Raw genomic sequence first — 19,771 nt, 5'->3', positions numbered from 1 at the left:
CACTGCCTGTCACTTTCGAGAGCGCGGCAGCGGCCCGCGGCGTGGACCAGGTCAGGCGTACGGCAGGACAAGCTCCGCGTAGCGTTCCTTGACCGTGGACAGGACGGTGTTGCCGTCGGTGTCCCAGATCTCCTGGTTGAAGATTTCGACTTCGATGTCGCCGGTGTAGCCGGCGTCCCGCACCCAGGTGCCGATGGTGGCGAAGTCCACGACGCCGTCGCCCATGTATCCGCGGGAGAGCAGCGGATCAGCGGCAATGGGCATGTTGAAATCACACACCTGGTAGGAAGCGATGCGGTTTTCCCGTCCGGCGCGCTCGATCTGCGCCTTCAGCTCCGGATCCCACCAGACATGGAAAGTATCGACGGCGACGCCCACCGTCGCGGCATCGAAGGGCGCCGCGAGGTCCAGCGCCTGGCCAAGGGTGGAGATGAGTGCGCGGTCCGCGGCGTACATCGGGTGAAGCGGTTCCAGCACCAGCCGGACCCCGTTTTCCGCAGCAAACGGAACAAGGTCCGCCAACCGGTCCGCCACTCGCTGCCGTGCCGCCACGACGTCCTTCTCCCCCGGCGCCAGGCCGCCGACCACCAGGAACAGTTCCCTGGTGTCCAGTGCCACGGCCTCGAGGATTGCTGCGCGGTTGTCAGCGAGCGCGGCCGCCTGCCCCTCGGCGTCGGCCGCGGTCAGGAAGCCGCCGCGGCACAGCGAGGAGACCCGCAGGCCTGCATCCTTGATCAGGCGGGCAGCCTTGTCCAGGCCGGCCTCCTCCACGCGGTCCCGCCACGGGCCGATGGAGGGAATGCCGGCGTTGACGCATCCCTCGACCACCTGGGCGAGTGTCCATTTCTTGGTGGTGGCGCTGTTGATGGCCAACCTTGAGAAGTCGCTCATACGCCCACCCCATTGATCCGCAGGTAGTCGGACATCCGGAAGGCGGCGAGGGCGGGATCCTTCAGCAGGCCGGCCTGGTCGGCGAGTTCGAAGGTCTTGGCCAGGTGGCAGACGGAGCGGCCGGAGTGCAGGCCGCCCACCATCTGGAAGCCCGGCTGCTTGCCATTGAGCCAGGACATGAACGCAATGCCGGTCTTGTAGTAGAACGTGGGCGCGCTGAAGATGTGCTTGCCCAGTTCGCGGGTGGAGTCCAGGATCTCGCGGGCCTTGGCGGCGTTGCCGGCGTCGTAGTTCTGCAGGGCTACCGAGGCGGCCGGGTAGATGGCTGCGAAGATGCCGAGCAGTGCGTCCGAGTGGTGCGTGCCGTTTCCGTCGATGAGCTCGGGGTAGTTGAAGTCATCGCCGGTGTAGAGACGGACGCCCGCGGGCAGGGCCGCACGCAGTGCCACCTCGTGGCTTGCATCGAGCAGGGAGACTTTGACGCCGTCAACCTTGTCCGCGTTGTCCTTGATGAGGCCCAGGAAGGTCTCGGTGGCAGCAGCGACGTCGTCGGAGCCCCAGTAGCCGGCAAGCGCTGGATCGAACATGGTGCCGAGCCAGTGCAGGATGACCGGCTGGTCAACTTCCTGCAGCAGCGTGGAGTACACGTTCAGGTAGTCCTCCGGACCGCTGGCCACCTTGGCCAGGGCACGGGAGGCCATCAGGATGACCTTCGGCCCGGCTTCGCTGATGACGGCAATCTGTTCGCGGTAGGCCTCGAGGACAGCCTTGAGGCCGGCTTCGCCCACGGGAAGGGAGTCGATGTCCAGCTGGTCGGTCCCTGCTCCGCAGGACACGAGGTCACGGACGGACTTGCCGGCGGTGGCCGCGTTGTTCGCTGCGACCACGGACGCCGCCTCGACGCCGGTGCGCTTGATGAGCTGCTGGGTGGCTGCCCAGTCAAGGCCCATGCCCCGCTGTGCGGTGTCCATCGCATCGGCGACGCCCAGGCCGTAGGACCACAGTTCGTGGCGGTAGGCCATCGTGGCGTCCCAGTCCAGGCGTGCCGGGGCGCCGGGGGTGTTGTCGGCAAGGACCTCGGGGATGACATGGGCTGCGGCGTACGCCCGCCGCGCCGTCAGGGGGGCAGCGGGGCGGGCCCAGGTGGTGCCGCCCTGCAGGCGGTATTCCCTGGTGCCGCCGTCGTGGGAGGGAAGGATGAGGGACGTCATTAGAGCGTGATCTCCGGGATGTCGATGGTGCGGCGTTCGTCGTTGGACTGCAGTCCGAGTTCTGCAAGCTGGACACCCCGGGCGGCGGAGAGCAGGCCGAAGCGGTGTTCGCGGCCGGCGACGACGTCGCGAAGGAATTCTTCCCACTGCAGCTTGAAGCCGTTGTCGAGTTCGGCGTTGGCGGGAACTTCCTGCCACTGGTCGCGGAAGGATTCGGTGACGGGCAGGTCCGGGTTCCATACGGGCTTGGGGGTGTGTGCGCGCTGCTGGGCAACGCACTTGTTGAGGCCTGCGACGGCGGACCCGTGGGTGCCGTCAATCTGGAATTCCACCAGCTCGTCGCGGTAGACGCGGACGGCCCAGGACGAGTTGATCTGGCCCACGACTGCGTCTCCCGCGGGGGTCTCAAGCTCGAAGATGCCGTAGGAGGCGTCGTCGGCCGTTGCCTTGTATTCCTTTCCGGCCTCGTCCCAGCGGGCGGGGATGTGCGTAGCGGTCTTGGCGCTGACGCTCTTGACCTTGCCGATGATGCCTTCGAGGACGTAGTTCCAGTGGCAGAACATGTCCGTGGTCATCCCGCCGCCGTCTTCCTTGCGGTAGTTCCAGGACGGGCGCTGGGCTGCCTGTACGTCGCCTTCAAACACCCAGTAGCCGAACTCGCCGCGGATGGAGAGGATGCGGCCAAAGAAACCTTCGTCCACCAGGCGGCGGAGCTTGACCAGGCCCGGGAGGTACAGCTTGTCGTGGACGACGCCTGCGGTGACACCGGCTTCCTTGCCGATGCGGGCCAGTTCGATGGCTTCTTCCAGGGTTTCCGCGGTGGGCTTTTCGGTGAAGATATGCTTGCCGGCCAGCATGGCCTTCTTCAGGGTGGCCGCACGCAGGCTGGTCATTGAGGCGTCGAAGATGACGTCAACCGTGGGATCGTTGATGACCGATTCCAGGTCGGTGGTCCATTCGGCAACTTTGTGCTTCTCCGCCAGTTCGCGGATCTTCGCCTCGTTGCGCCCCACCAGGATGGGCTCAACCTGCACGCGGGTGCCGTCTGCCAGGGTGAAGCCGCCGGCGTCACGGATCGGCAGGATTGACCGCAGCAGGTGCTGGCGGTATCCCATGCGGCCGGTGATGCCATTCATGGCGATGCGGATCGTCTTTGTTTCGAAGCCCATGTGTCCTCCACGGTGAGTGAGCAAGTTTTACTCAAGCCTGATTGGGAAAGCGCATTCCCACTTGTTCCATCATGCACCGCGCGCGCCGAGGTTGGCAAGCGCTTTCCGGAAGAACTTTCAACTGCCATAATGTGGTGACCGTTATCTTCCTCGACGTCCAGGAGCTGCTGTGGCTGCTAGTACCCTCACCGAGGTGGCCCGGCTTGCCGGGGTGTCTCCCGCCACCGCCTCCCGCGTCCTTAACGGCTCAGCGCGCAAGCCCGGCAAGGACATCGCCGAGCGGGTCCGCCAGGCGGCAGATTCACTGGGCTACATTCCCAACGCGCAGGCACAGGGACTGGCGAAGTCGAGTTCCGGCCTGATCGGCCTGATCGTCCACGACATCGCGGACCCCTACTTCGCGGCAATTGCCAGGGGCGTCCAGGAGGCTGCCCGCGAACAGCGCCGGATGGTGCTGCTGGCCACTACAGGCGGAGCTCCCGGGGAAGAAAAGGAAGCAGTTGCCGCCTTCGCTGCGCGGCGCGCAGACTCGATCGTGATCGCCGGCTCGCGCTCGTCGCGGGCTGAGGATGGGGACGGGAACGCGGAACTGGCCGCGGAGCTGGACCGCTACTGCCGCAACGGAGGGCAGGTTGCTGTGGTGGGACACCCCGTAGTGGGCGCCTCCGCCCCGGAGGGCTACCACGTGGTGTCTGTCCCCAACCAGGAACTTGCCGCAGACTTGGCCGCGGAACTGGCCGCGGGGTGGGACGGCGACTTCGTCATCATCGGCGGCCCGGAAGGGCTCTTCACCTCCGATGACCGGATCCGCGGCTTCCAGGAAGGGCTCAGCCGGGCAGGCCGCGGCCCCGCCGAGGTACTGCGGAACTCCTTTAACCGGTCCGGAGGATACGAGGCCGGCCTCAAGCTGGCGGCACGGATCAAGGCCGGCGGAACGGGCGGGAGCGGCCGGCCGGCCGGCCAGGGGCTGGGTATTTTCGCTGTCAATGACGTCATGGCCATCGGTGCTGCGGCCGCTTTACGGGAAGAAGGCCTCCGCATCCCGCGTGATGCACGGATCGCGGGCTTCGATGACATTGAGACCCTGCGCGATTTCAGGCCTGCGCTTTCCACGGTCAGCCTGCCGTTGGAGGAGATTGGCCGGCTCGCCACCAGGGCCACTGCACCACTAACAGCCGACGGCGACGAACAGGATTCCGCACCGCTTCCGGTGACCGGCAGGGTCATGTTGCGCCGCAGTACGGAGGCCACGGACTGATGGTGCCGAACGGCCTGACCTTCATTCCCGCCAGTTGCCCCGGCAGGGGGTTGCGGCCCGCCGTCCTGGTCCTGCCCGGCGGCGGCTATGCGCGGCAGGCCGACCATGAGGCCGAACCCGTGGCCGAATGGCTCTCTTCGCTGGGTATTCACGCCTTTGTCCTGCGCTACCGGGTAGCTCCCCACCGGCACCCCGCTCCCCTGGCGGATGCCAAGGAAGCCATGCTGTACATCCGCGGCGGCGCCCATGGCCTGGCGGTGGATCCGGAAAGGATCGGGGTGCTGGGATTCTCGGCGGGCGGCCACCTCGCTGCAACACTGTCGACGGCGGTTTCCACGGGAGTCCGGGCCCTCGATGTCCCCGGCGCCGTGCCCAACCTGGCAGTGCTGTGCTACCCCGTGGTGTCGTTGACCCGGGACGTGCACCAGGGGTCCGTAGACAACCTCGTGGGCCACGCACCGTCCCCGGACCTGCTCTCGACTCTTTCCGCGGACCGTCAGGTGACCTCCCAGACCCCGCCGGCTTTCCTGTGGCACACGGCCGACGACGAGGCGGTGCCCGTCAGCCACAGCCTGGGATACGCGCAGGCGCTTTTCGACGCCGGCGTCCCCGCAGAACTCCACGTCTTCCCGCATGGCCGGCACGGCATCGGCCTGGCAGCCGGAGCACCGGGCGCCGAGGAGTGGCCGGCACTGTGCTCGGCGTGGCTGGAGCGAGCCGGTTGGACGTATCCCGGCCAGCCAGCCGCCCCCGAACCTGCAACAGCGGCGCCCTGAGCGTTACCGGGGCTGTGGAGGCCGTGGCTGCGATGGCCCGGCGGGCTGGCTAAGGTTGCCTCATGGGAAGCCCAGCAACTTCCAACCCCGAGGTGCTCGCAGCAATCCGGTCTGAACTGCGGGAACATGCCGATCCCGCGCGGGCAGCGGGGGCCCAGGCGTACATGAGGTCGAGCCTTCCCTCGCTGGGAGTCCGGGTGCCGGAAGTTCGCCGGATCGCGAAGGACGCGGCTGCCGCGGCGCCGTTCCGGTCCGGGGAGGAACTGCGTGCCACAGTCCTCGATCTGTGGCGCCACTCCGAGGTGCGCGAGGAGCGGTACGCCGCCATTGATTTGACCGCGAACAGGATGGTGTCCCGGGACCTGCACATGCTGCCGGTCTACGAGGAAATCATCCGTACCGGCGCCTGGTGGGACTTCGTGGATGGCGTTTCTGGGCGCATCTTCGGCCTGCTTCAGGCCCACCGCGAGGAAATGACTGCGGTGCTGCGCGCTTGGAGTACCGATGAGGACTTCTGGTTCAGGCGGGCATCCATCATCGCCCAACTGAAGGCCAAGGCCGCCACGGACACCGCACTGCTGGCCGCGGTGATCGAACCAAACCTGGGAGACGGGGAATTTTTCGTCCGGAAAGCCATCGGATGGGCGCTGCGGGAGTACGCCAAAACCTCACCGGACTGGGTGGCGGCCTTCGTGGCTAAGCACTCGGCCGTCATCAGCCCCCTGTCGCGGCGGGAAGCGCTGCGAAGGCTCAACGGCCGGGCCGCGCGCCGCTAAATCACCGGGCGTACAACAACCAGGTCGCTGGACTTTCGGAACAGCCGTTTCGTCGAGGGATCCCAGAAAATCAGGTAGAGGCCGAACAGCAGGCCGGTCACAGCCGCCGCGACCCGGGCCAGGGTCAGCGCGAAGCCCAGGTCATCGGCCTGGAGGTACGGGAAGACTTCAAGCTGGTCCGAGATGGCGTAGATCATGAAGAAAGACACCACAAAGTAGAGCGCTTTGACCTGCCAGTCGTTGCGGATGCCGGTGACCGCAAAGAGCGGAATGAGCCACACCACGTACCAGGACTGGATGATGGGGGCCAACAGGACGATGGCGGCGAATCCGAGCGTAAGCCGCCGCATCAGCCGGTCATAGTCGCCCCGCAAAATCAGCCAGGCCACGATGCCCACCGCCAGGAGCTTTCCGGCGTCGAACACCCACCCTGCGAAGACGCTGCCGTCCAGGCCAAACGAAGTCGCCAGCGAGGCCACGATCATCCCGATCAGGCCCACCGGGGCGTACCAGATGGCGATGCTGCCGGGGGCCGAGAGCCCGTTGATCCACCCGAACCCGAACCCGTTCACCAGGCCCATCAGGACCAGGAGGCCCAGGCTGATGCCGGCCGTCAGCGCCCAGAAGGAAAACTTGCGGACCCAGCCGGCATTCTGCCCGGCCCACAGCAGGCCGATGAAGGGCAGGAAGACTATCGTGATGGGCTTGACCGCGATGGACAGCGTTACCAGGACAATGCCGCGCACCACCCGGTGCGTGGCGCAGTAATACAGGCCGGCGAGGGCCAGGCCGATCATGAGGGAATCGTTGTGGACGCTGGCGATGAAGTTGGTCAGGAACAGCGGGTTGGCCGCCGTCAGCCAGAGCGCCCGGTGCGGGTTGACGCCGTGCAGTTCGGCCAGCTTGGGTACGTAGATGACGCACAGCACCACCCCCGCTACCGCCACCAGCCGGAACAGCATCACGCTGGCTTCGGGCTGGACATTGGTGGACCAGACAACGAACTGCTCGATCCATAGGAACAGCTGGCCGTAAGGAACCGGCGCTTCGGTCCACATTTTGTCGGCGCCCAGCTGGAAGTAGTTGGACAGTGCTGAGATGCCGTTCTCGTAGGGGTTGAACCCCTCAACCATGAGTCGGCCCTGGCCGATGTAGGCATAAACGTCCCGGCTGAACAGCGGGACGCAGACCACCATGGGCAGGCCCCATGCCAGGATCGCCTTGAGCGTGGCGCTGCGCGCCTGCGGCCCCCACACGTGGACTTTCTGGCCCAGCCGAAGCCAGGCCCGCACCAGGAGCATGCCGCCCACCGCCAGCAGGATGATGGACAGCGCCACCCCGGCGGCCTCGGCGCGCATCCAGATGAACAGCGGCATCCTGCGCAGTTCGGAAACAGGCGCCAGCCAGCCGACCCCCAGGGATCCAGCCAGCATGAACATGGAGCCAACGAAGCCTGCAAGGATCGGCGACCGGGGATCGTCCATCTCGGCACCGCCGTTGACGGCCGGGGCGGCGGCAGCCATTCCGCCCGCCGCGGGCAAAGGCGCCGTCATATCAGGGTTGTCCAATCTTTGTGCGTTTTCGCAGGCCGCGCCCGCTGGCCGAAGGGCCTGTCCGGGGCGCGTTTCCACGCGGTGGGGTGACCCGCCACGTATTCGAAATCCTAGCACCGGCCGGTTGGCAGGAGGTGTAACGGTAGGCTGGTCCGGTGCCTATAACAAACGAAAGAATCGTCTGGATTGACTGCGAAATGACCGGTCTGGACATCAAGAACGACGCCCTGATCGAGGTGGCCGCGCTGGTCACCGACTCCGAGTTGAACATCCTCGGCGAGGGGGTCGACGTCGTCATCAAACCCGATGACGCCGCCGTCGCGCAGATGAACGACTTTGTCCGGGACATGCACACCAAATCCGGGCTCCTCAAGGAACTCCCGGCGGGCAAGACGATGGCCGAGGCAGAAACGGCAGTGATGGAGTACATCGCCGAATGGGTGCCGGAGCCTCGGAAGGCACCGCTGGGCGGCAACTCGGTGGGAACAGACCGGGTCTTCCTGTCCAGGGATATGCCCGCCATCGTGGAGCACCTGCACTACCGCGTGATCGACGTCAGCACCATCAAGGAACTGTCCCGCCGCTGGTTTGCCCGCGCGTACTTCCAGTCCCCGGCCAAGAAGGGCGGCCACCGCGCCCTGGGTGACATCCGGGACTCCATCGACGAACTCCGCTACTACCGGGACGCAGTCTTCGTACCGGCGCCCGGCCCGGACAGCTCAACGGCGCAGAAAATCGCCCGGCGGATTACCAGCCCTGAGGCTGGCCTGCCCGAAAAGTAATCTGCGCCACACTTTCAGGTTTTTTTGCTGGAAACGCCAAAAGTGGACAAAGCATCCCCAAAGAGCAGGTAAGCTATTTGAGTTGCCTTTCCAGAGGGCCGGGAAGCCGGTCACACTGCGGGGCACATGGTGGGCTTAGCTCAGTTGGCAGAGCGCCTGGTTGTGGTCCAGGAGGTCGCGGGTTCAACCCCCGTAGCTCACCCTCAGAGGGCGGTATTGCAGCCGCCCAAAGGAGGCCGCATCGGATTATTCCGGTGCGGCCTCCTTTCTTTTTACTATTTTTTGCATCACCGCCCTGCGCCCGCTGCGGGGCCGCAAGCCGAAGGACAGCGAAGATGACCGTTCTGCCCATCACCATCTGGGGCGAACCCGTGCTGCACCGCCGGGCTTCCGAAGTGGAAGTTTTCGACGACGAACTGCGCACCCTGATTGCGGACATGTTTGAGACGAACGATGCCGCCAACGGCGTGGGGCTGGCAGCACCGCAGGTAGGGGTGGGCAAGAGGATCTTCGTCTACAAGTACGCGAACGACGACGACGCACCCGCCAGCGGCGTTTTGGTCAACCCTGTGCTCACGCTGTCAAAGATCTCCGGAGCTGCTCCCGACCCCGATGAGGAAGAGGAAGGGTGCCTGTCGTTTCCCGGCGACCAGTACCCGCTCAAGCGCGCCGAGTGGGCACGGGTGGAAGGTTTTGACGGCAACGGCGAGCCCGTGAAGTTCGAGGCCACCGGATGGTTCGCCAGGGTCATCCAGCATGAATACGACCATCTGGACGGCAAACTGTACGTCAACCGACTGATGGACAGGTATGCCCGCAAGGCCAAGAAGACGGCAAAGAAGAATGGTTGGGGCGTTCCCGGCCTGACTTGGCTGCCGGGCGTGGACCCGGACCCGTTCGGGCACTGACCGGCCGGTGACCTGGCTCAGGGTGCCCTGATGGTCTGCTGGCCGGGGCACGAGCCCAGGACCCGCTTCATCGCGTCCTTCTCGGCCTCCGTCACCCACAGCCCGTACGCCGCTTTGACGGAGACCTGCCGGGCTACGTAGTGGCACCTGATGGACTTGTTCTTCGGAAGCCAGGTGGCGGCGTCGCCCGCGCCCTTTTGCTGGTTGCTGGGGCCGTCTGCAGCGATCAGGTTCAGGGGATCATTCGCCAGGTTTTGCCGCTGGCGCGGGGTCAGGGCTTGAGCGCCCTTCTGCCAGGCGTCGGAGAGGGCCACCACGTGATCGATCTGTACGGCGGCGCTGCTGTCCTGGCCGCGGCGGAACTCGGTGGGCTTGCCCGTATAGGGCTCTTGGAAGTGCCCTGCGGAGATGCGGCATTTCGAGCCCTCCGCAAACACAGCGCCGGCCAGGTCCCGGCGAAGGATGTCATTACGCGTGTCGCAGCCGTTGCGGTCAACGTCGAGCCAGGCCTGCCCGAAAGCCTCGCGGGTGTAGTTGTCCTTGCCTGCCCGGCCTTTGACGGGAAGGTCTTCCAACGCATCCGCGGCTGAGCCCCGGGGCACTTCATGGACCGCCGCCACCGGCTTCATCCAGGAAGCATCGAATACGGGAGCCGCTGAGGGGCCCTCCGCCGCGGGTGCCGCAATGTTGAATTGCCCCGCGGTGAAGAACCAGCCCAGCAGCCCCAGGGCGGCGGCACCGCCCACTATCAACAGTGCCCAGGCCTGCCGGGAACGGCGTCGCGCCCGCCGGTAGGCGGACCAACTGACGGTCACTGGGCTGCAGTTCGGGGGCGGGAGCGGTGCACCCCATGAGCCTAGGTCAGAGGGAACCGCCGCCCTCGGATATCCACAGTGTGCAGGACGAGTGAGGGTTCACGCCGTGACCGCTACAACTCCCGTGACACCCTCTTGAGATCCTCCTCGGCGACGGCCAGCAGACTTTCAAGCTGCTGCACCCGTTCCGCGGTGACGTCACCGGACGCATGGGCCGCCTTGGCGCCGTCCAGTAACCGTAGCGCTTCCTTGAGGTTGGCCTTGGCTACATCAAATGCGTGTTCCAGCGTGGTTTCGTGCTCAAGTGTCTGATCGTTTTCCATTCCCCAAGTGTGGTCCCGATTCCCGGCTGATTCCAGAGAATCAGCCGGGAATTCACCCCACGAAACAGGAAAGATCAGACGGCGATGGCCGCCAGGGCCTTGGCGCTCTCCTTGGCCGGGAAGGACGGCGGGTTTACCCCGGCCATTTCTTCCATGACCCGGACCACCTGGCAGCTGTAGCCGAATTCGTTGTCGTACCAGACGTAGACCACCAGGTTCTTGTCAGTGGAGACGGTAGCGAGGCCGTCAACGATGCCGGCGCGGCGGGAACCGACGAAGTCGGTGGAGACTACTTCAGGGGAATCGATGTAGTCGATCTGCTTGCGCAGATCTGAGTGCAGCGACATCTCGCGGAGGTAGTTGTTGACCTCGTCCTTCGTGGTCCCGTTTTCCAGGGTCAGGTTCAGGATGGCCAGCGATACGTCCGGGGTGGGGACGCGGATGGAACTGCCGGTGAGCTTGCCGAGCAGCTCGGGCAGGGCCTTGGCAACTGCCTTGGCCGCACCGGTTTCGGTGATGACCATGTTCAGGGCGGCGGACCGGCCCCGGCGGTCGCCCTTGTGGAAGTTGTCGATCAGGTTCTGGTCGTTGGTGAACGAGTGGACCGTCTCAACGTGGCCGTGGATCACGCCGAACTTGTCGTTGAGGGCCTTCAGCACCGGGGTGATGGCGTTCGTGGTGCAGGACGCCGCGGAGACGATCGTGTCCGTGTCCTCGATGGTGCCGTGGTTGATGCCGTGGACGATGTTCTTCAGCTCGCCCTTGCCCGGTGCGGTGAGCAGGACTCGGGCGGCGCCCTTGCTCTGCAGGTGCTGGGACAGGCCCTCGGCGTCGCGCCAACGGCCGGTGTTGTCCACCACCAGGGCGTTGGTGATGCCGTAGGCGGTGTAGTCGATGGTGGCGGGATCGTTCGAGTAGATGACCTGGATCCGGACGCCGTTGGCCGTGATGGTGTTGGCCTCCTCGTCGACGCGGATGGTGCCCTCGAAGGAGCCGTGTACGGAGTCGCGGCGCAGCAGGCTGGCGCGCTTCAGCAGGTCGTTGTCGGAGCCGCGGCGGACCACGATGGCGCGCAGGCGCAGGCCGTGGCCGCCTCCGGCCTTTTCTACCAGCAGGCGGGCGAGGAGCCGGCCAATGCGTCCGAAACCGTAGAGGACGACGTCGGTGCTGGTGCGGTCGTCGCCGCCCCGCTTGCCCACGACGTCGGCCAGCTCTGCGCGGAGGAACTCTTCAAGGGTGGCGCCGTTGCCCTCTTCCTTGAACTTCTGGTTGAGCCGCGCGATGTCGATGGCCGCGGCGCCGAGCTCCAGCCCGGCAAGGGTGTTCAGCAGGGGTGCGGTCTCCTCCAGGAGGAGTTCGTCCTTGCTCATCCGGCGGGCGAAGCGGTGTGCCTTGAGGATGTTCATGGTGGACTTGTTGATCAGGCTCCGGCCATGGATGCTCGTGACCACGTTGTTTTCGCGGTACAGCCGGCCGATCACCGGAATCATGGCCTCGGCGAGGGCCTCGCGGCCCATCCACGTATCAAGACAAGAATCTGACGTCTGGCTCACAGAAATACCTTCCTCGGTTCAGCCGCATACGTCCTCGTATGCGGATGTAGGCCACCTGATGATGTCCAGGGGCATCCACGCCTGCGGGGTTCGGCCCCCAGGCGCCTGGATCGTGTGCAAAGAAAAACCGCCGGATGCGAACGCGATTCCAGCGGAAGAACCCCTACGTCCGGAATCCATTCTAATTTGGCGCGGCCCGGGGAACAGGCCCGCCGGGCGTGAAATCACTCACACGGCGCTCAGTTGTGAAGTGCGGCGTAGAGGTTGAGGCTGCAGGAGAAGAGCACCCAGGAGAAGTAAGGCAATACCAGCAGCCCGGCCAGTCCGTTCACCGGTCCAAACCGCAGGATCAGGAACACAAGGCATCCGGCCAGTCCGGTGAGGACCACCAGCGCAGCCCAAAGTGCAGCCGGCCCCAGCAGGGGGTAAAGGCCGAAGTAGCTCAGCGGCCAGGCTGCATTGAGCAACAGCTGGAGCAGGTAGCCGGCCATGGTGCCGCCGGTGAGCGCCCCTTTCCGCCAGACCAGCCAGGCGGCAACGGCAATACTGCCGTACAGCAGCAGCCACACGGAGCGGAACATCCACTGCGGCGGCATCCAGGGTGCCTGCACGGAAGCCGCGAACCAGCCGTGCATGTTCAGCAGGATCGGAACCGTGGCCAACGCCCAGGCCGTGACGGAGAGGGCAACGAACGCCAGCAGGCCCAGGACCTGCGTGGGCAGGTTACGGGCCTGGGGTCCGGCGGGTCGGCCGGCCGGCTGCGGATCGGTATTTGCGGGCACGGTTCAGGATCCCCAACACATCTTCCAAGGTCAAACCGGGTTGTGCGGATGGGACAGCCGGTACGCCGGGTTCTGTTCCCCCGTGCCGTTGCCGTCACGGGGGCGACGGCCATCCATCTACGGGTACCGTTGCCGGCACCCTCTAGCGGCCTACCCGGACACTCGGGCGGGCAGCCCTCAAACGTGCCCTGTCTGGCCTTGCTCCGGGTGGGGTTTACCTAGCCTTCCCGGTCACCCGGGAAGCTGGTGGTCTCTTACACCACCGTTTCACCCTTACCTGCCACTCTCCGAAAACGGAAAGGGCAGGCGGTCTATTCTCTGTGGCACTTGCCTGCGGGTTACCCCGAGTGGGCGTTACCCACCACCCTGCCCTGTGGAGCCCGGACGTTCCTCGAGCCACTTTCGTGACGCGCGGCCGCCTGGCTGTCCCATCCGCTTCCAGTCTACCGGCGCCGGCGGCTGCTGTTGCCGCCGGTAGGATCGGACGGTGCTGATCCTGCTCCCCCCTTCAGAAGGCAAGACCCCCGCGGTCAACGGTGCCGCCGTCGAATGGTCGTCCTTGGGCTTTCCGGGCCTCAACCCTGCGCGGGCAAAGGTGCTGGAGGCGCTGGGGACCGTCAGTGCCCACGAGGACGCCCTCGACCTCCTGGGCGTGGGCGCATCGCTGCGTGACGACGTCGTACGCAATACGCGGCTGCACGCTGAACCGGCGGCCCCTGCGCACCGCATCTACTCGGGCGTCCTTTACGACGCCCTTGGATACGGGACCTTGACGCCGGCCCAGCGGCGCAGGGCTGACGAGTCGGTGCTGGTGGTATCGGCGTTGTGGGGCGCCATCCGCTTCGGCGACTCCGTGCCCGCCTACCGGCTGTCCATGGGGACGGCACTGCCCGACGTCGGACGCCTCGCCACGTTCTGGAAGCCGCAGCTTTCGGAGGCCCTCGCCTCCGTGGTGGCGGACCATCTGCTGGTGGACTGCCGGTCCAGCACCTACGCGGCCGCGTGGGCTCCCCCGGCAGGACAGACGGTGTCCGTGAATGTCTTCACCGAAGCCGGCGGCGTGCGGAAGGTCGTCAGCCACTTCGCCAAGCACACCCGCGGCGAGCTGGCTCGGCACCTGCTCTCGCGCCGCGGCAAAGCGCCCTCAACGCCGGCCGGCCTTCTGAAGGCCGCACAGGAGCGGTGGACTGCGGAGCTCGTTCCCGGAACAGCCCGGAAACCGCATGCGTTGAACATCATCCTGCCCGGCTGAGGCTCCCCTGCCCAACGGTTAGCGCCACGCGCCGTTTGGCCCGGGAAGACGGCGCCAGCTGCTGCGTACCTGGGTCAGGCCCACTCCTCCGAGCGGACCAGGATGGCACCTGAATCGGGGCAGAAGACGATGTCGTCTACGGAAGCGGCGGTGATCTCCGCAAGGTCGCCGGGGCTCAGCTTCATGCCCGAGGCCTCCGAGGTCCCGTGGAACAGCCGGGCAGCGCCCACACCGCGCTTGGCCAGGGTCTTCTCATAAATGGCCAGCATCCCGGCGTCCAGTCCGGCGGCGAACTCATTGCGCCTGCCCCGCACGTCTGCGGCCTCCGCGTCGACAGCGGCGAGCTCCTTGTCCAGTTCCGCGCGGATGCTGCCGAACGAGCCCTGGATATCGTCCACGATCTGCTGCTGCGCAGACTGCCGCTCGCGGAGCGTGTCCAGGCGTTCCAGGACTTCCAGCTCCACGTCTTCAAGGTCCGAACGCCTTCTGTTAAGCGAAGCGATGTCCTTCTGGAGTGCCACAAGGTCCTTGGACAGACCCGTTCCGCTGTTCAGGCGCGCCTCATCCCGCTCAATGCGCGTGGCCACCTGTTCAACGTCAGCCTCAGCCCGCTTCAACTCTGCCTCGGCATCGTGCACTGCCACTTTTGCGGCACCGAGTTCGCCGCTGGCCACGGAGAGGGCAGCCTCAAGGTCTTTGATCCGGGGATCGTTTTCCAGCGAGCGGCGGCGGCTGGAAAGGGCTTTGAGCTTTGCATCCAGGCCTTGCAGGTCGAGCAACTTGATCTGTTCCGCCGGTGCTGCCTTCGCCACTGTTACCTCCGCTTGATCCCTCCGGCCGCGGCCGGGCACCTAACCGGCGCTTCCTCGACTCTAGCGCCTGGCCCGCGTCCCTGCCTCGCCAGACCGCACCGGACCCGTGGCGGGTCAGCCGGGCGTAAGGATGAAGTCCCAGGGATCGCTGTTGGTGGTACTGACCTGGATTTCGACGTCGTGCCCCTGGTCGGCGAGGACGTTGCCCAGGGCGGCCGCGGCGGCCGGAAGCCAGAGCCATTCGCTGGCGAAGTGGGACACATCCACGAGGTAGGGGCGTCCGTTCAGCGCGGCTTCCCGCGCCTCCGAAGCAGGGTGGTGCCGAAGGTCGGCCGTGACGTAGACGTCGGCGTTGCTGGCCCGGACCTCGTTGAACAGCGAGTCGCCCGCGCCACCGCACACAGCGATCCGCCGGACCAGGCCGTCCTTGTCACCGGAGACGCGAACTCCCCCGGCTACGGACGGTAGGATGCCGAACACCCTGGCCGCGAAATCGCCCAGTGTCATGGCGTCCTCGAGGTCCCCTACGCGTCCGATTCCCTCCTCCGGCAACCCGTTGGCCGCCAGCGTCAGCGGGGCAACGTCCTGGAGGCCCAGCGCGTCAGCCAGCACATCAGACACACCCCCGACGGCGGAATCACCGTTCGTGTGAACCGTCAGCAGGGCGGTTCCGGACTCGATCAGCCGGTGGACCGCCCGGCCTTTGGGAGTCGTGGCCGCCACGGACGTGACCCCTTTAAGAAGCAGCGGATGATGGGTGATCAGGAGCTCTGCACCCCATTCGACGGCCTCTTCGATCACCTCCAGCGTGGGATCGACGGCGAACATCACCTTGGTGACCGGCGCTGCAGGGTGGCCCGCCACCAGGCCCACTTCGTCCCAGCCTTCGGCCAGGGATTCAGGCCACAGTTCCTCCACGGCGAGCAGCAGGTCTCCGAGGGTGGGAGCCCCGTCCGGCTCGTCGCCGGCCTGCCCGGCAAAGGAGGTGTCGCCGTCGTGCTCGTCCGGACCGGTAACGTCGGTGTCCACAGGTTCCATAGTCTTAGTTTTACCCCATCGCCCGGCAGGCGCAGGCATGCCGCCGGTGTGACGCGGGACGCGCGGGGAATCATCCGGCGCTGCCAACCATTGAAGAGGTCATGAAAACTTTTGTTCTAGGCGGAGGCTGCTTCTGGTGCCTCGACGCCGTCTACCAGAAAACAAAGGGTGTCACGGCGGTGGTGTCCGGCTATACGGGCGGCCACGATCCGTACCCTGACTACTACTCAGTCTGCAGCGGCACCACCGGTCACGCCGAGGTGGTCGCCGTGACCTTCGACGAGGAGATCATCCCGGCCGAGGTCATCCTGGACATGTTCTTCGCCCTGCACGACCCCACCACGCTGAACCGGCAGGGCTATGACGTGGGGACCCAGTACCGCTCCTCGATGTTCTATGAAACCACCGAGGAGAAAATCCTGTTCGAGGAAGCCATCGACCGGAACCAGGCCCTGTGGAGCCATCCGATCGTCACTGAGGTCAGCCGCCTCCCCCGGTTCCATGTTGCCGAGGAGTTTCACCAGGACTACTACGCAAAACATCCCGAGCAGGGCTACTGCCAGGTCATCATCAACCCGAAACTCGCCAAGGCCAGGAAATATTACTCTGCATGGCTTAACGCTTAGCCAGCATTACGCGGCCTCGTTAGGCTGACCTCAGTATTCACCCCTCAGAGATAGGCGTATCTACATGGCACGGATTTATGACGACGTAACGCAGCTGGTAGGCCGCACCCCGCTGGTCAGGCTGAACCGGCTCAGCGAGGGGCTGGGTGCCACCGTTGCCGTAAAGCTTGAGTTCTACAACCCGGCCAACAGCGTGAAGGACCGCATCGGTGTGGCCATCATCGACGCTGCCGAAAAGTCAGGTGCGCTGAAGCCGGGCGGCACGATCGTCGAAGGCACCTCCGGCAACACCGGAATCGCCCTGGCCATGGTGGGTGCAGCCCGCGGCTACAAGGTCATCCTCACCATGCCCGAAACCATGTCCACGGAACGCCGTGTGATGCTTCGGGCCTTCGGTGCCGAAATCGTTCTGACGCCTGGATCCGAGGGCATGCGCGGTGCCGTGGAAAAGGCCCAGGAAATCGTGGCCAACACCGAAAACTCCATCTGGGCGCAGCAGTTCGCCAACGAGGCCAACCCGCAGATCCACCGCGACACCACTGCCGAGGAAATCTGGGCCGACACCGACGGCGACGTGGACATCTTCGTCTCCGGCATCGGTACCGGCGGCACCATCACCGGCGTGGGCCAGGTCCTCAAGGAGCGCAAGCCCGGCGTCCAGATCGTGGCAGTCGAGCCCAAGGACTCCCCCATCCTCAACGGCGGCGCTCCGGGCCCGCACAAGATCCAGGGCCTGGGTGCCAACTTCATTCCCGAACTGCTGGACACCAACGTTTACGACGAGGTGCTGGACGCAACGCTGGAGGACTCCGTCCGCGTTGCCCGCGAACTGGGCGTCAAGGAAGGCATTCTGGGCGGCATCTCGTCCGGTGCCATCGTCTGGGGCGCCCTGGAACTGGCTAAGCGCCCCGAAAACGCCGGGAAGCTGATTGTTGCCATCGTCTGCGATTTCGGTGAGCGTTACATCTCCACCGTTCTCTATGACGACATCCGCGGCTGATCAGACCGCCCTCCGCCCGTTTCCTGTAGAAAGAAGTTTGTGGGCTTTTTTGCACGACTAAAGGAAGACCTCGACGCCGCCAGGTCGCATGACCCGGCGTCGAGGGGTTCCGTCGAGAACTTTTTCGCCTATTCCGGCCTGCACGCCATCTGGATCCACCGGCTGACACACCGCCTGTGGCAGAACCCGGCGCTGCGTTTTCCTGCCCGGCTCATTTCACAGCTTGGCCGATTCACCACCGGAATCGAGATCCACCCCGGCGCCACCATCGGCCGCCGGTTCTTTATCGATCACGGCATGGGCGTGGTCATCGGTGAAACCGCCGAGATCGGCGAGGACGTCATGATCTACCACGGCGTCACGCTGGGCGGCCGCTCGCTGGCCCGAATCAAGCGGCACCCCACCATTGGTGACCGCGTGACCATTGGCGCCGGCGCGAAAATTCTCGGCCCCATCACCATCGGCCGGGACAGCGCTGTGGGCGCCAACGCCGTGGTGGTCAAGGACGCTCCGCCGGAGTCGATCGTCACCGGCGTGCCTGCCAAATGGCGGCACCGCGACGCGCAGCGGGAGACCAAACCCGCCGTCGACCCCGCCGAGTACGACATCGAATACCGCATCTGACGCCCGGCCGGGCGCACCCAAATGAAGCTGGACGCACCATGGCCGGAGGCACGCAAAAGGCGGGCAGTACCAGGATTATCCTGGAACTGCCCGCCTTCTGCTTTGTGTCAGCGGATGCTAGTGGGTGTCTACCGCTTCGATCTCGGACTTGTCTTCGCCCCAGAGCGTGTGGAACGTACCTTCGGCGTCCACGCGGCCGTAGGTGTGGGCACCGAACAGGTCGCGCTGGCCCTGGATAAGGGCGGCGGCGACGCGCTTGCGGCGCAGGCCGTCGTAGTAGGCCAGCGAGGACGAGAACACAGGCACCGGGATGCCCAGCTGCACAGCGGTGGCCACGACGCGGCGCCAGGCCGGCAGTGCGTCCGCGATGGCCTTGGTGAAGGCCGGTGCAAACAGCAGGTTGGCGGGCTTCTCGTCGGCGGCGTAGGCCTTGGTGATGTCCTTGAGGAGTTCCGCACGGATGATGCAGCCGGCACGCCAGAGCGAGGCGATCTCGTCCAGCTTCAGGTCCCAGCCGTATTCCTTGGCCGCGGAGGTCAGCATGTCCAGGCCCTGGGCGTAGGAAACGAGCTTGGAAGCGTAGAGCGCCTGGCGGACGTCTTCGACGAACGTCTCCGGGATTTCAACCGAAACCTCGTTGCCGGCCAGCAGTTCCTGGCCGAGCTTGCGCTGGCCCGCCTGCGAGGACAGTGCACGGGCGAAGACTGATTCGGCGATGCCGGACACCGGCGAGCCGAGTTCCAGTGCGGAGATAACGGTCCAGCGGCCGGTACCCTTCTGGCCGGCAGCATCCACCACGACGTCGACAAAGGGCTTGCCGGTCTTGGCGTCCACGTGCCCCAGGACCTCAGCGGAGATTTCGATCAGGAAGGAGGACAGGTCGCCCTTGTTCCACTCCGTGAAGATCTTGGACTGTTCGGCGGGCTCGATGCCTGCGCCGGAGCGGAGCAGGTCGAAGGCCTCACCGATAACCTGCATGTCGGCGTACTCAATGCCGTTGTGGACCATCTTGACGAAGTGGCCGGCGCCATCGGTGCCAACCCAGGCGCAGCAGGGCTCGCCGTCAACCTTGGCGGAGATCTTTTCGAGCAGGGGGCCGAGGGCCTTGTAGGACTCCTTGGAGCCGCCGGGCATGATGGACGGGCCGTTCAGGGCGCCTTCCTCGCCACCGGACACGCCAACGCCCACGAAGTGCAGGTCCTTCTTGGCCAGGGCCGCTTCACGCCGGCGGGTGTCCTCGTAGTGCGAGTTTCCGGCGTCAATGATGATGTCGCCCGCTTCGAGAAGCGGCTCAAGCTGCTCGATGACCGAGTCGACCGGCTTGCCGGCCTTGACCATGATCAGCACCCGGCGGGGCTTCTCCAGCGAATCGACAAGCTCCTGCAGGGTCTCGGTGCGGACGAAGTCGCCTTCGGTACCGTACTTTTCCAGCAGGGTGTCCGTCTTTTCCACGGACCGGTTGTGCAGGGCCACGGTGAAGCCGTTGCGGGCCAGGTTACGGGCCAGGTTGGCGCCCATCACCGCGAGGCCGGTGACACCGATGTGTGCAGACATCAAAACTCCAATTCATTGCGTACGACGGAAAGTGCGGCTGGCCTGCCCCGGCGGGGTGGCGCTGCGCT

20 protein-coding genes, 1 tRNA gene and 1 other RNA gene are annotated in these 19,771 nt (G+C 65.6%); 10 read left to right on the top strand and 12 right to left on the bottom strand.

The features are described from left to right. Window positions 1–51: 51 nt before the first annotated feature. The 3 genes from ACFV4R_RS02330 to ACFV4R_RS02320 are packed head-to-tail and all read right to left on the bottom strand — an operon-like array spanning window position 52 to window position 3,271. Window positions 52–891: a sugar phosphate isomerase/epimerase gene (locus ACFV4R_RS02330; RefSeq protein ID WP_091720817.1), complete on the bottom strand. Its 840-nt coding sequence runs from the start codon at window positions 889–891 to the stop codon at window positions 52–54. Then, window positions 888–2,102, bottom strand: coding sequence for a dihydrodipicolinate synthase family protein (locus tag ACFV4R_RS02325; protein WP_377202145.1), 1,215 nt, complete (start codon window positions 2,100–2,102; stop codon window positions 888–890). The genes ACFV4R_RS02330 and ACFV4R_RS02325 overlap by 4 nt, the downstream gene beginning before the upstream one ends. After that, window positions 2,102–3,271 carry a Gfo/Idh/MocA family protein gene (locus tag ACFV4R_RS02320; protein ID WP_377202146.1) on the bottom strand — a complete coding sequence of 390 codons (1,170 nt, stop codon included), beginning with the start codon at window positions 3,269–3,271 and terminating at the stop codon, window positions 2,102–2,104. Before ACFV4R_RS02320 ends, ACFV4R_RS02325 begins: the two co-directional genes overlap by 1 nt. Before the next feature lie 169 nt (window positions 3,272–3,440). On the opposite strand from ACFV4R_RS02320, the gene ACFV4R_RS02315 reads away from it, so the two are divergent. From ACFV4R_RS02315 to ACFV4R_RS02305, 3 genes are all read left to right on the top strand, one after another. After that, window positions 3,441–4,529: a LacI family DNA-binding transcriptional regulator gene (locus ACFV4R_RS02315; RefSeq protein ID WP_377202147.1), complete on the top strand. Its 1,089-nt coding sequence runs from the start codon at window positions 3,441–3,443 to the stop codon at window positions 4,527–4,529. Next, window positions 4,529–5,305: an alpha/beta hydrolase gene (locus ACFV4R_RS02310; protein WP_377202148.1), complete on the top strand. Its 777-nt coding sequence runs from the start codon at window positions 4,529–4,531 to the stop codon at window positions 5,303–5,305. The genes ACFV4R_RS02315 and ACFV4R_RS02310 overlap by 1 nt, the downstream gene beginning before the upstream one ends. A 62-nt stretch (window positions 5,306–5,367) precedes the next feature. After that, a complete protein-coding gene (locus tag ACFV4R_RS02305; RefSeq protein ID WP_377202149.1) occupies window positions 5,368–6,081 on the top strand; it encodes a DNA alkylation repair protein in 714 nt (237 codons plus the stop codon). Here the strand turns inward: ACFV4R_RS02305 and mptB are convergent. Continuing rightward, window positions 6,078–7,634 carry a polyprenol phosphomannose-dependent alpha 1,6 mannosyltransferase MptB gene (gene mptB, locus ACFV4R_RS02300; RefSeq protein WP_377202150.1) on the bottom strand — a complete coding sequence of 519 codons (1,557 nt, stop codon included), beginning with the start codon at window positions 7,632–7,634 and terminating at the stop codon, window positions 6,078–6,080. The genes ACFV4R_RS02305 and mptB overlap by 4 nt on opposite strands. Before the next feature lie 155 nt (window positions 7,635–7,789). Here mptB and orn point away from each other — a divergent pair, with 155 nt between their 5' ends. The 3 genes from orn to def all read left to right on the top strand — a co-directional run bounded on the left by orn (window position 7,790) and on the right by def (window position 9,324). Beyond that, window positions 7,790–8,416 (top strand): oligoribonuclease, encoded by a 627-nt coding sequence (orn, locus tag ACFV4R_RS02295; RefSeq protein ID WP_082497387.1) that lies wholly within the window; start codon window positions 7,790–7,792, stop codon window positions 8,414–8,416. A 129-nt stretch (window positions 8,417–8,545) separates the two neighbouring features. Then, window positions 8,546–8,618: transfer RNA gene (locus ACFV4R_RS02290), tRNA-His, on the top strand. A gap of 133 nt (window positions 8,619–8,751) precedes the next feature. Then, window positions 8,752–9,324 carry a peptide deformylase gene (def, locus tag ACFV4R_RS02285; RefSeq protein ID WP_056079837.1) on the top strand — a complete coding sequence of 191 codons (573 nt, stop codon included), beginning with the start codon at window positions 8,752–8,754 and terminating at the stop codon, window positions 9,322–9,324. A 17-nt stretch (window positions 9,325–9,341) separates the two neighbouring features. On the opposite strand, the gene ACFV4R_RS02280 is transcribed toward def, so the two are convergent. The 5 genes from ACFV4R_RS02280 to rnpB form a co-directional block, all read right to left on the bottom strand. Further along, on the bottom strand, window positions 9,342–10,139 hold the full coding sequence (locus ACFV4R_RS02280) for an HNH endonuclease family protein (RefSeq protein ID WP_377202151.1): 798 nt from the start codon (window positions 10,137–10,139) through the stop codon (window positions 9,342–9,344). 113 nt (window positions 10,140–10,252) lie between these two features. Beyond that, the gene (locus ACFV4R_RS02275; protein WP_377202152.1) at window positions 10,253–10,462 is read right to left on the bottom strand and encodes a hypothetical protein; all 210 of its coding nucleotides are present in this window, start codon (window positions 10,460–10,462) and stop codon (window positions 10,253–10,255) included. A gap of 74 nt (window positions 10,463–10,536) precedes the next feature. Further along, window positions 10,537–12,015, bottom strand: a complete 1,479-nt coding sequence (locus ACFV4R_RS02270) for a glyceraldehyde-3-phosphate dehydrogenase (RefSeq protein ID WP_377202153.1) — start codon at window positions 12,013–12,015, stop codon at window positions 10,537–10,539. 239 nt (window positions 12,016–12,254) lie between these two features. Next, window positions 12,255–12,797, bottom strand: a complete 543-nt coding sequence (locus ACFV4R_RS02265; protein WP_377202154.1) for a TspO/MBR family protein — start codon at window positions 12,795–12,797, stop codon at window positions 12,255–12,257. Window positions 12,798–12,842: 45 nt separating this feature from the next. Beyond that, an RNA gene (gene rnpB / locus ACFV4R_RS02260) (RNase P RNA component class A) lies at window positions 12,843–13,228 on the bottom strand. A 56-nt stretch (window positions 13,229–13,284) separates the two neighbouring features. Here rnpB and ACFV4R_RS02255 point away from each other — a divergent pair. After that, window positions 13,285–14,049, top strand: coding sequence for a YaaA family protein (locus tag ACFV4R_RS02255; protein ID WP_377202155.1), 765 nt, complete (start codon window positions 13,285–13,287; stop codon window positions 14,047–14,049). Between the two features lie 74 nt (window positions 14,050–14,123). Here the strand turns inward: ACFV4R_RS02255 and ACFV4R_RS02250 are convergent, their stop codons facing one another. Beyond that, window positions 14,124–14,861, bottom strand: a complete 738-nt coding sequence (locus ACFV4R_RS02250; RefSeq protein ID WP_377202156.1) for a zinc ribbon domain-containing protein — start codon at window positions 14,859–14,861, stop codon at window positions 14,124–14,126. A 114-nt stretch (window positions 14,862–14,975) separates the two neighbouring features. Next, on the bottom strand, window positions 14,976–15,899 hold the full coding sequence (locus ACFV4R_RS02245) for a Nif3-like dinuclear metal center hexameric protein (RefSeq protein WP_377202157.1): 924 nt from the start codon (window positions 15,897–15,899) through the stop codon (window positions 14,976–14,978). Between the two features lie 101 nt (window positions 15,900–16,000). Here ACFV4R_RS02245 and msrA point away from each other — a divergent pair, with 101 nt between their 5' ends. From msrA to epsC, 3 genes are all read left to right on the top strand, one after another. Further along, window positions 16,001–16,525, top strand: a complete 525-nt coding sequence (msrA, locus tag ACFV4R_RS02240; RefSeq protein WP_015937379.1) for a peptide-methionine (S)-S-oxide reductase MsrA — start codon at window positions 16,001–16,003, stop codon at window positions 16,523–16,525. A gap of 64 nt (window positions 16,526–16,589) precedes the next feature. Then, window positions 16,590–17,525, top strand: a complete 936-nt coding sequence (cysK, locus tag ACFV4R_RS02235; RefSeq protein ID WP_091720858.1) for a cysteine synthase A — start codon at window positions 16,590–16,592, stop codon at window positions 17,523–17,525. Between the two features lie 39 nt (window positions 17,526–17,564). Continuing rightward, complete coding sequence (epsC, locus tag ACFV4R_RS02230) at window positions 17,565–18,149, top strand: serine O-acetyltransferase EpsC (RefSeq protein WP_091720860.1); 585 nt, start codon at window positions 17,565–17,567, stop codon at window positions 18,147–18,149. A 117-nt stretch (window positions 18,150–18,266) separates the two neighbouring features. Here epsC and gndA read toward each other — a convergent pair whose 3' ends face one another. Next, a complete protein-coding gene (gndA, locus tag ACFV4R_RS02225; protein WP_377202158.1) occupies window positions 18,267–19,703 on the bottom strand; it encodes an NADP-dependent phosphogluconate dehydrogenase in 1,437 nt (478 codons plus the stop codon). Window positions 19,704–19,771: the final 68 nt, after the last annotated feature.

The organism is Pseudarthrobacter sp. NPDC059871 (assembly GCF_042731175.1).
GTDB lineage: Bacteria > Actinomycetota > Actinomycetes > Actinomycetales > Micrococcaceae > Arthrobacter.
This window is presented reverse-complemented; position numbering and strand designations above follow the sequence as displayed.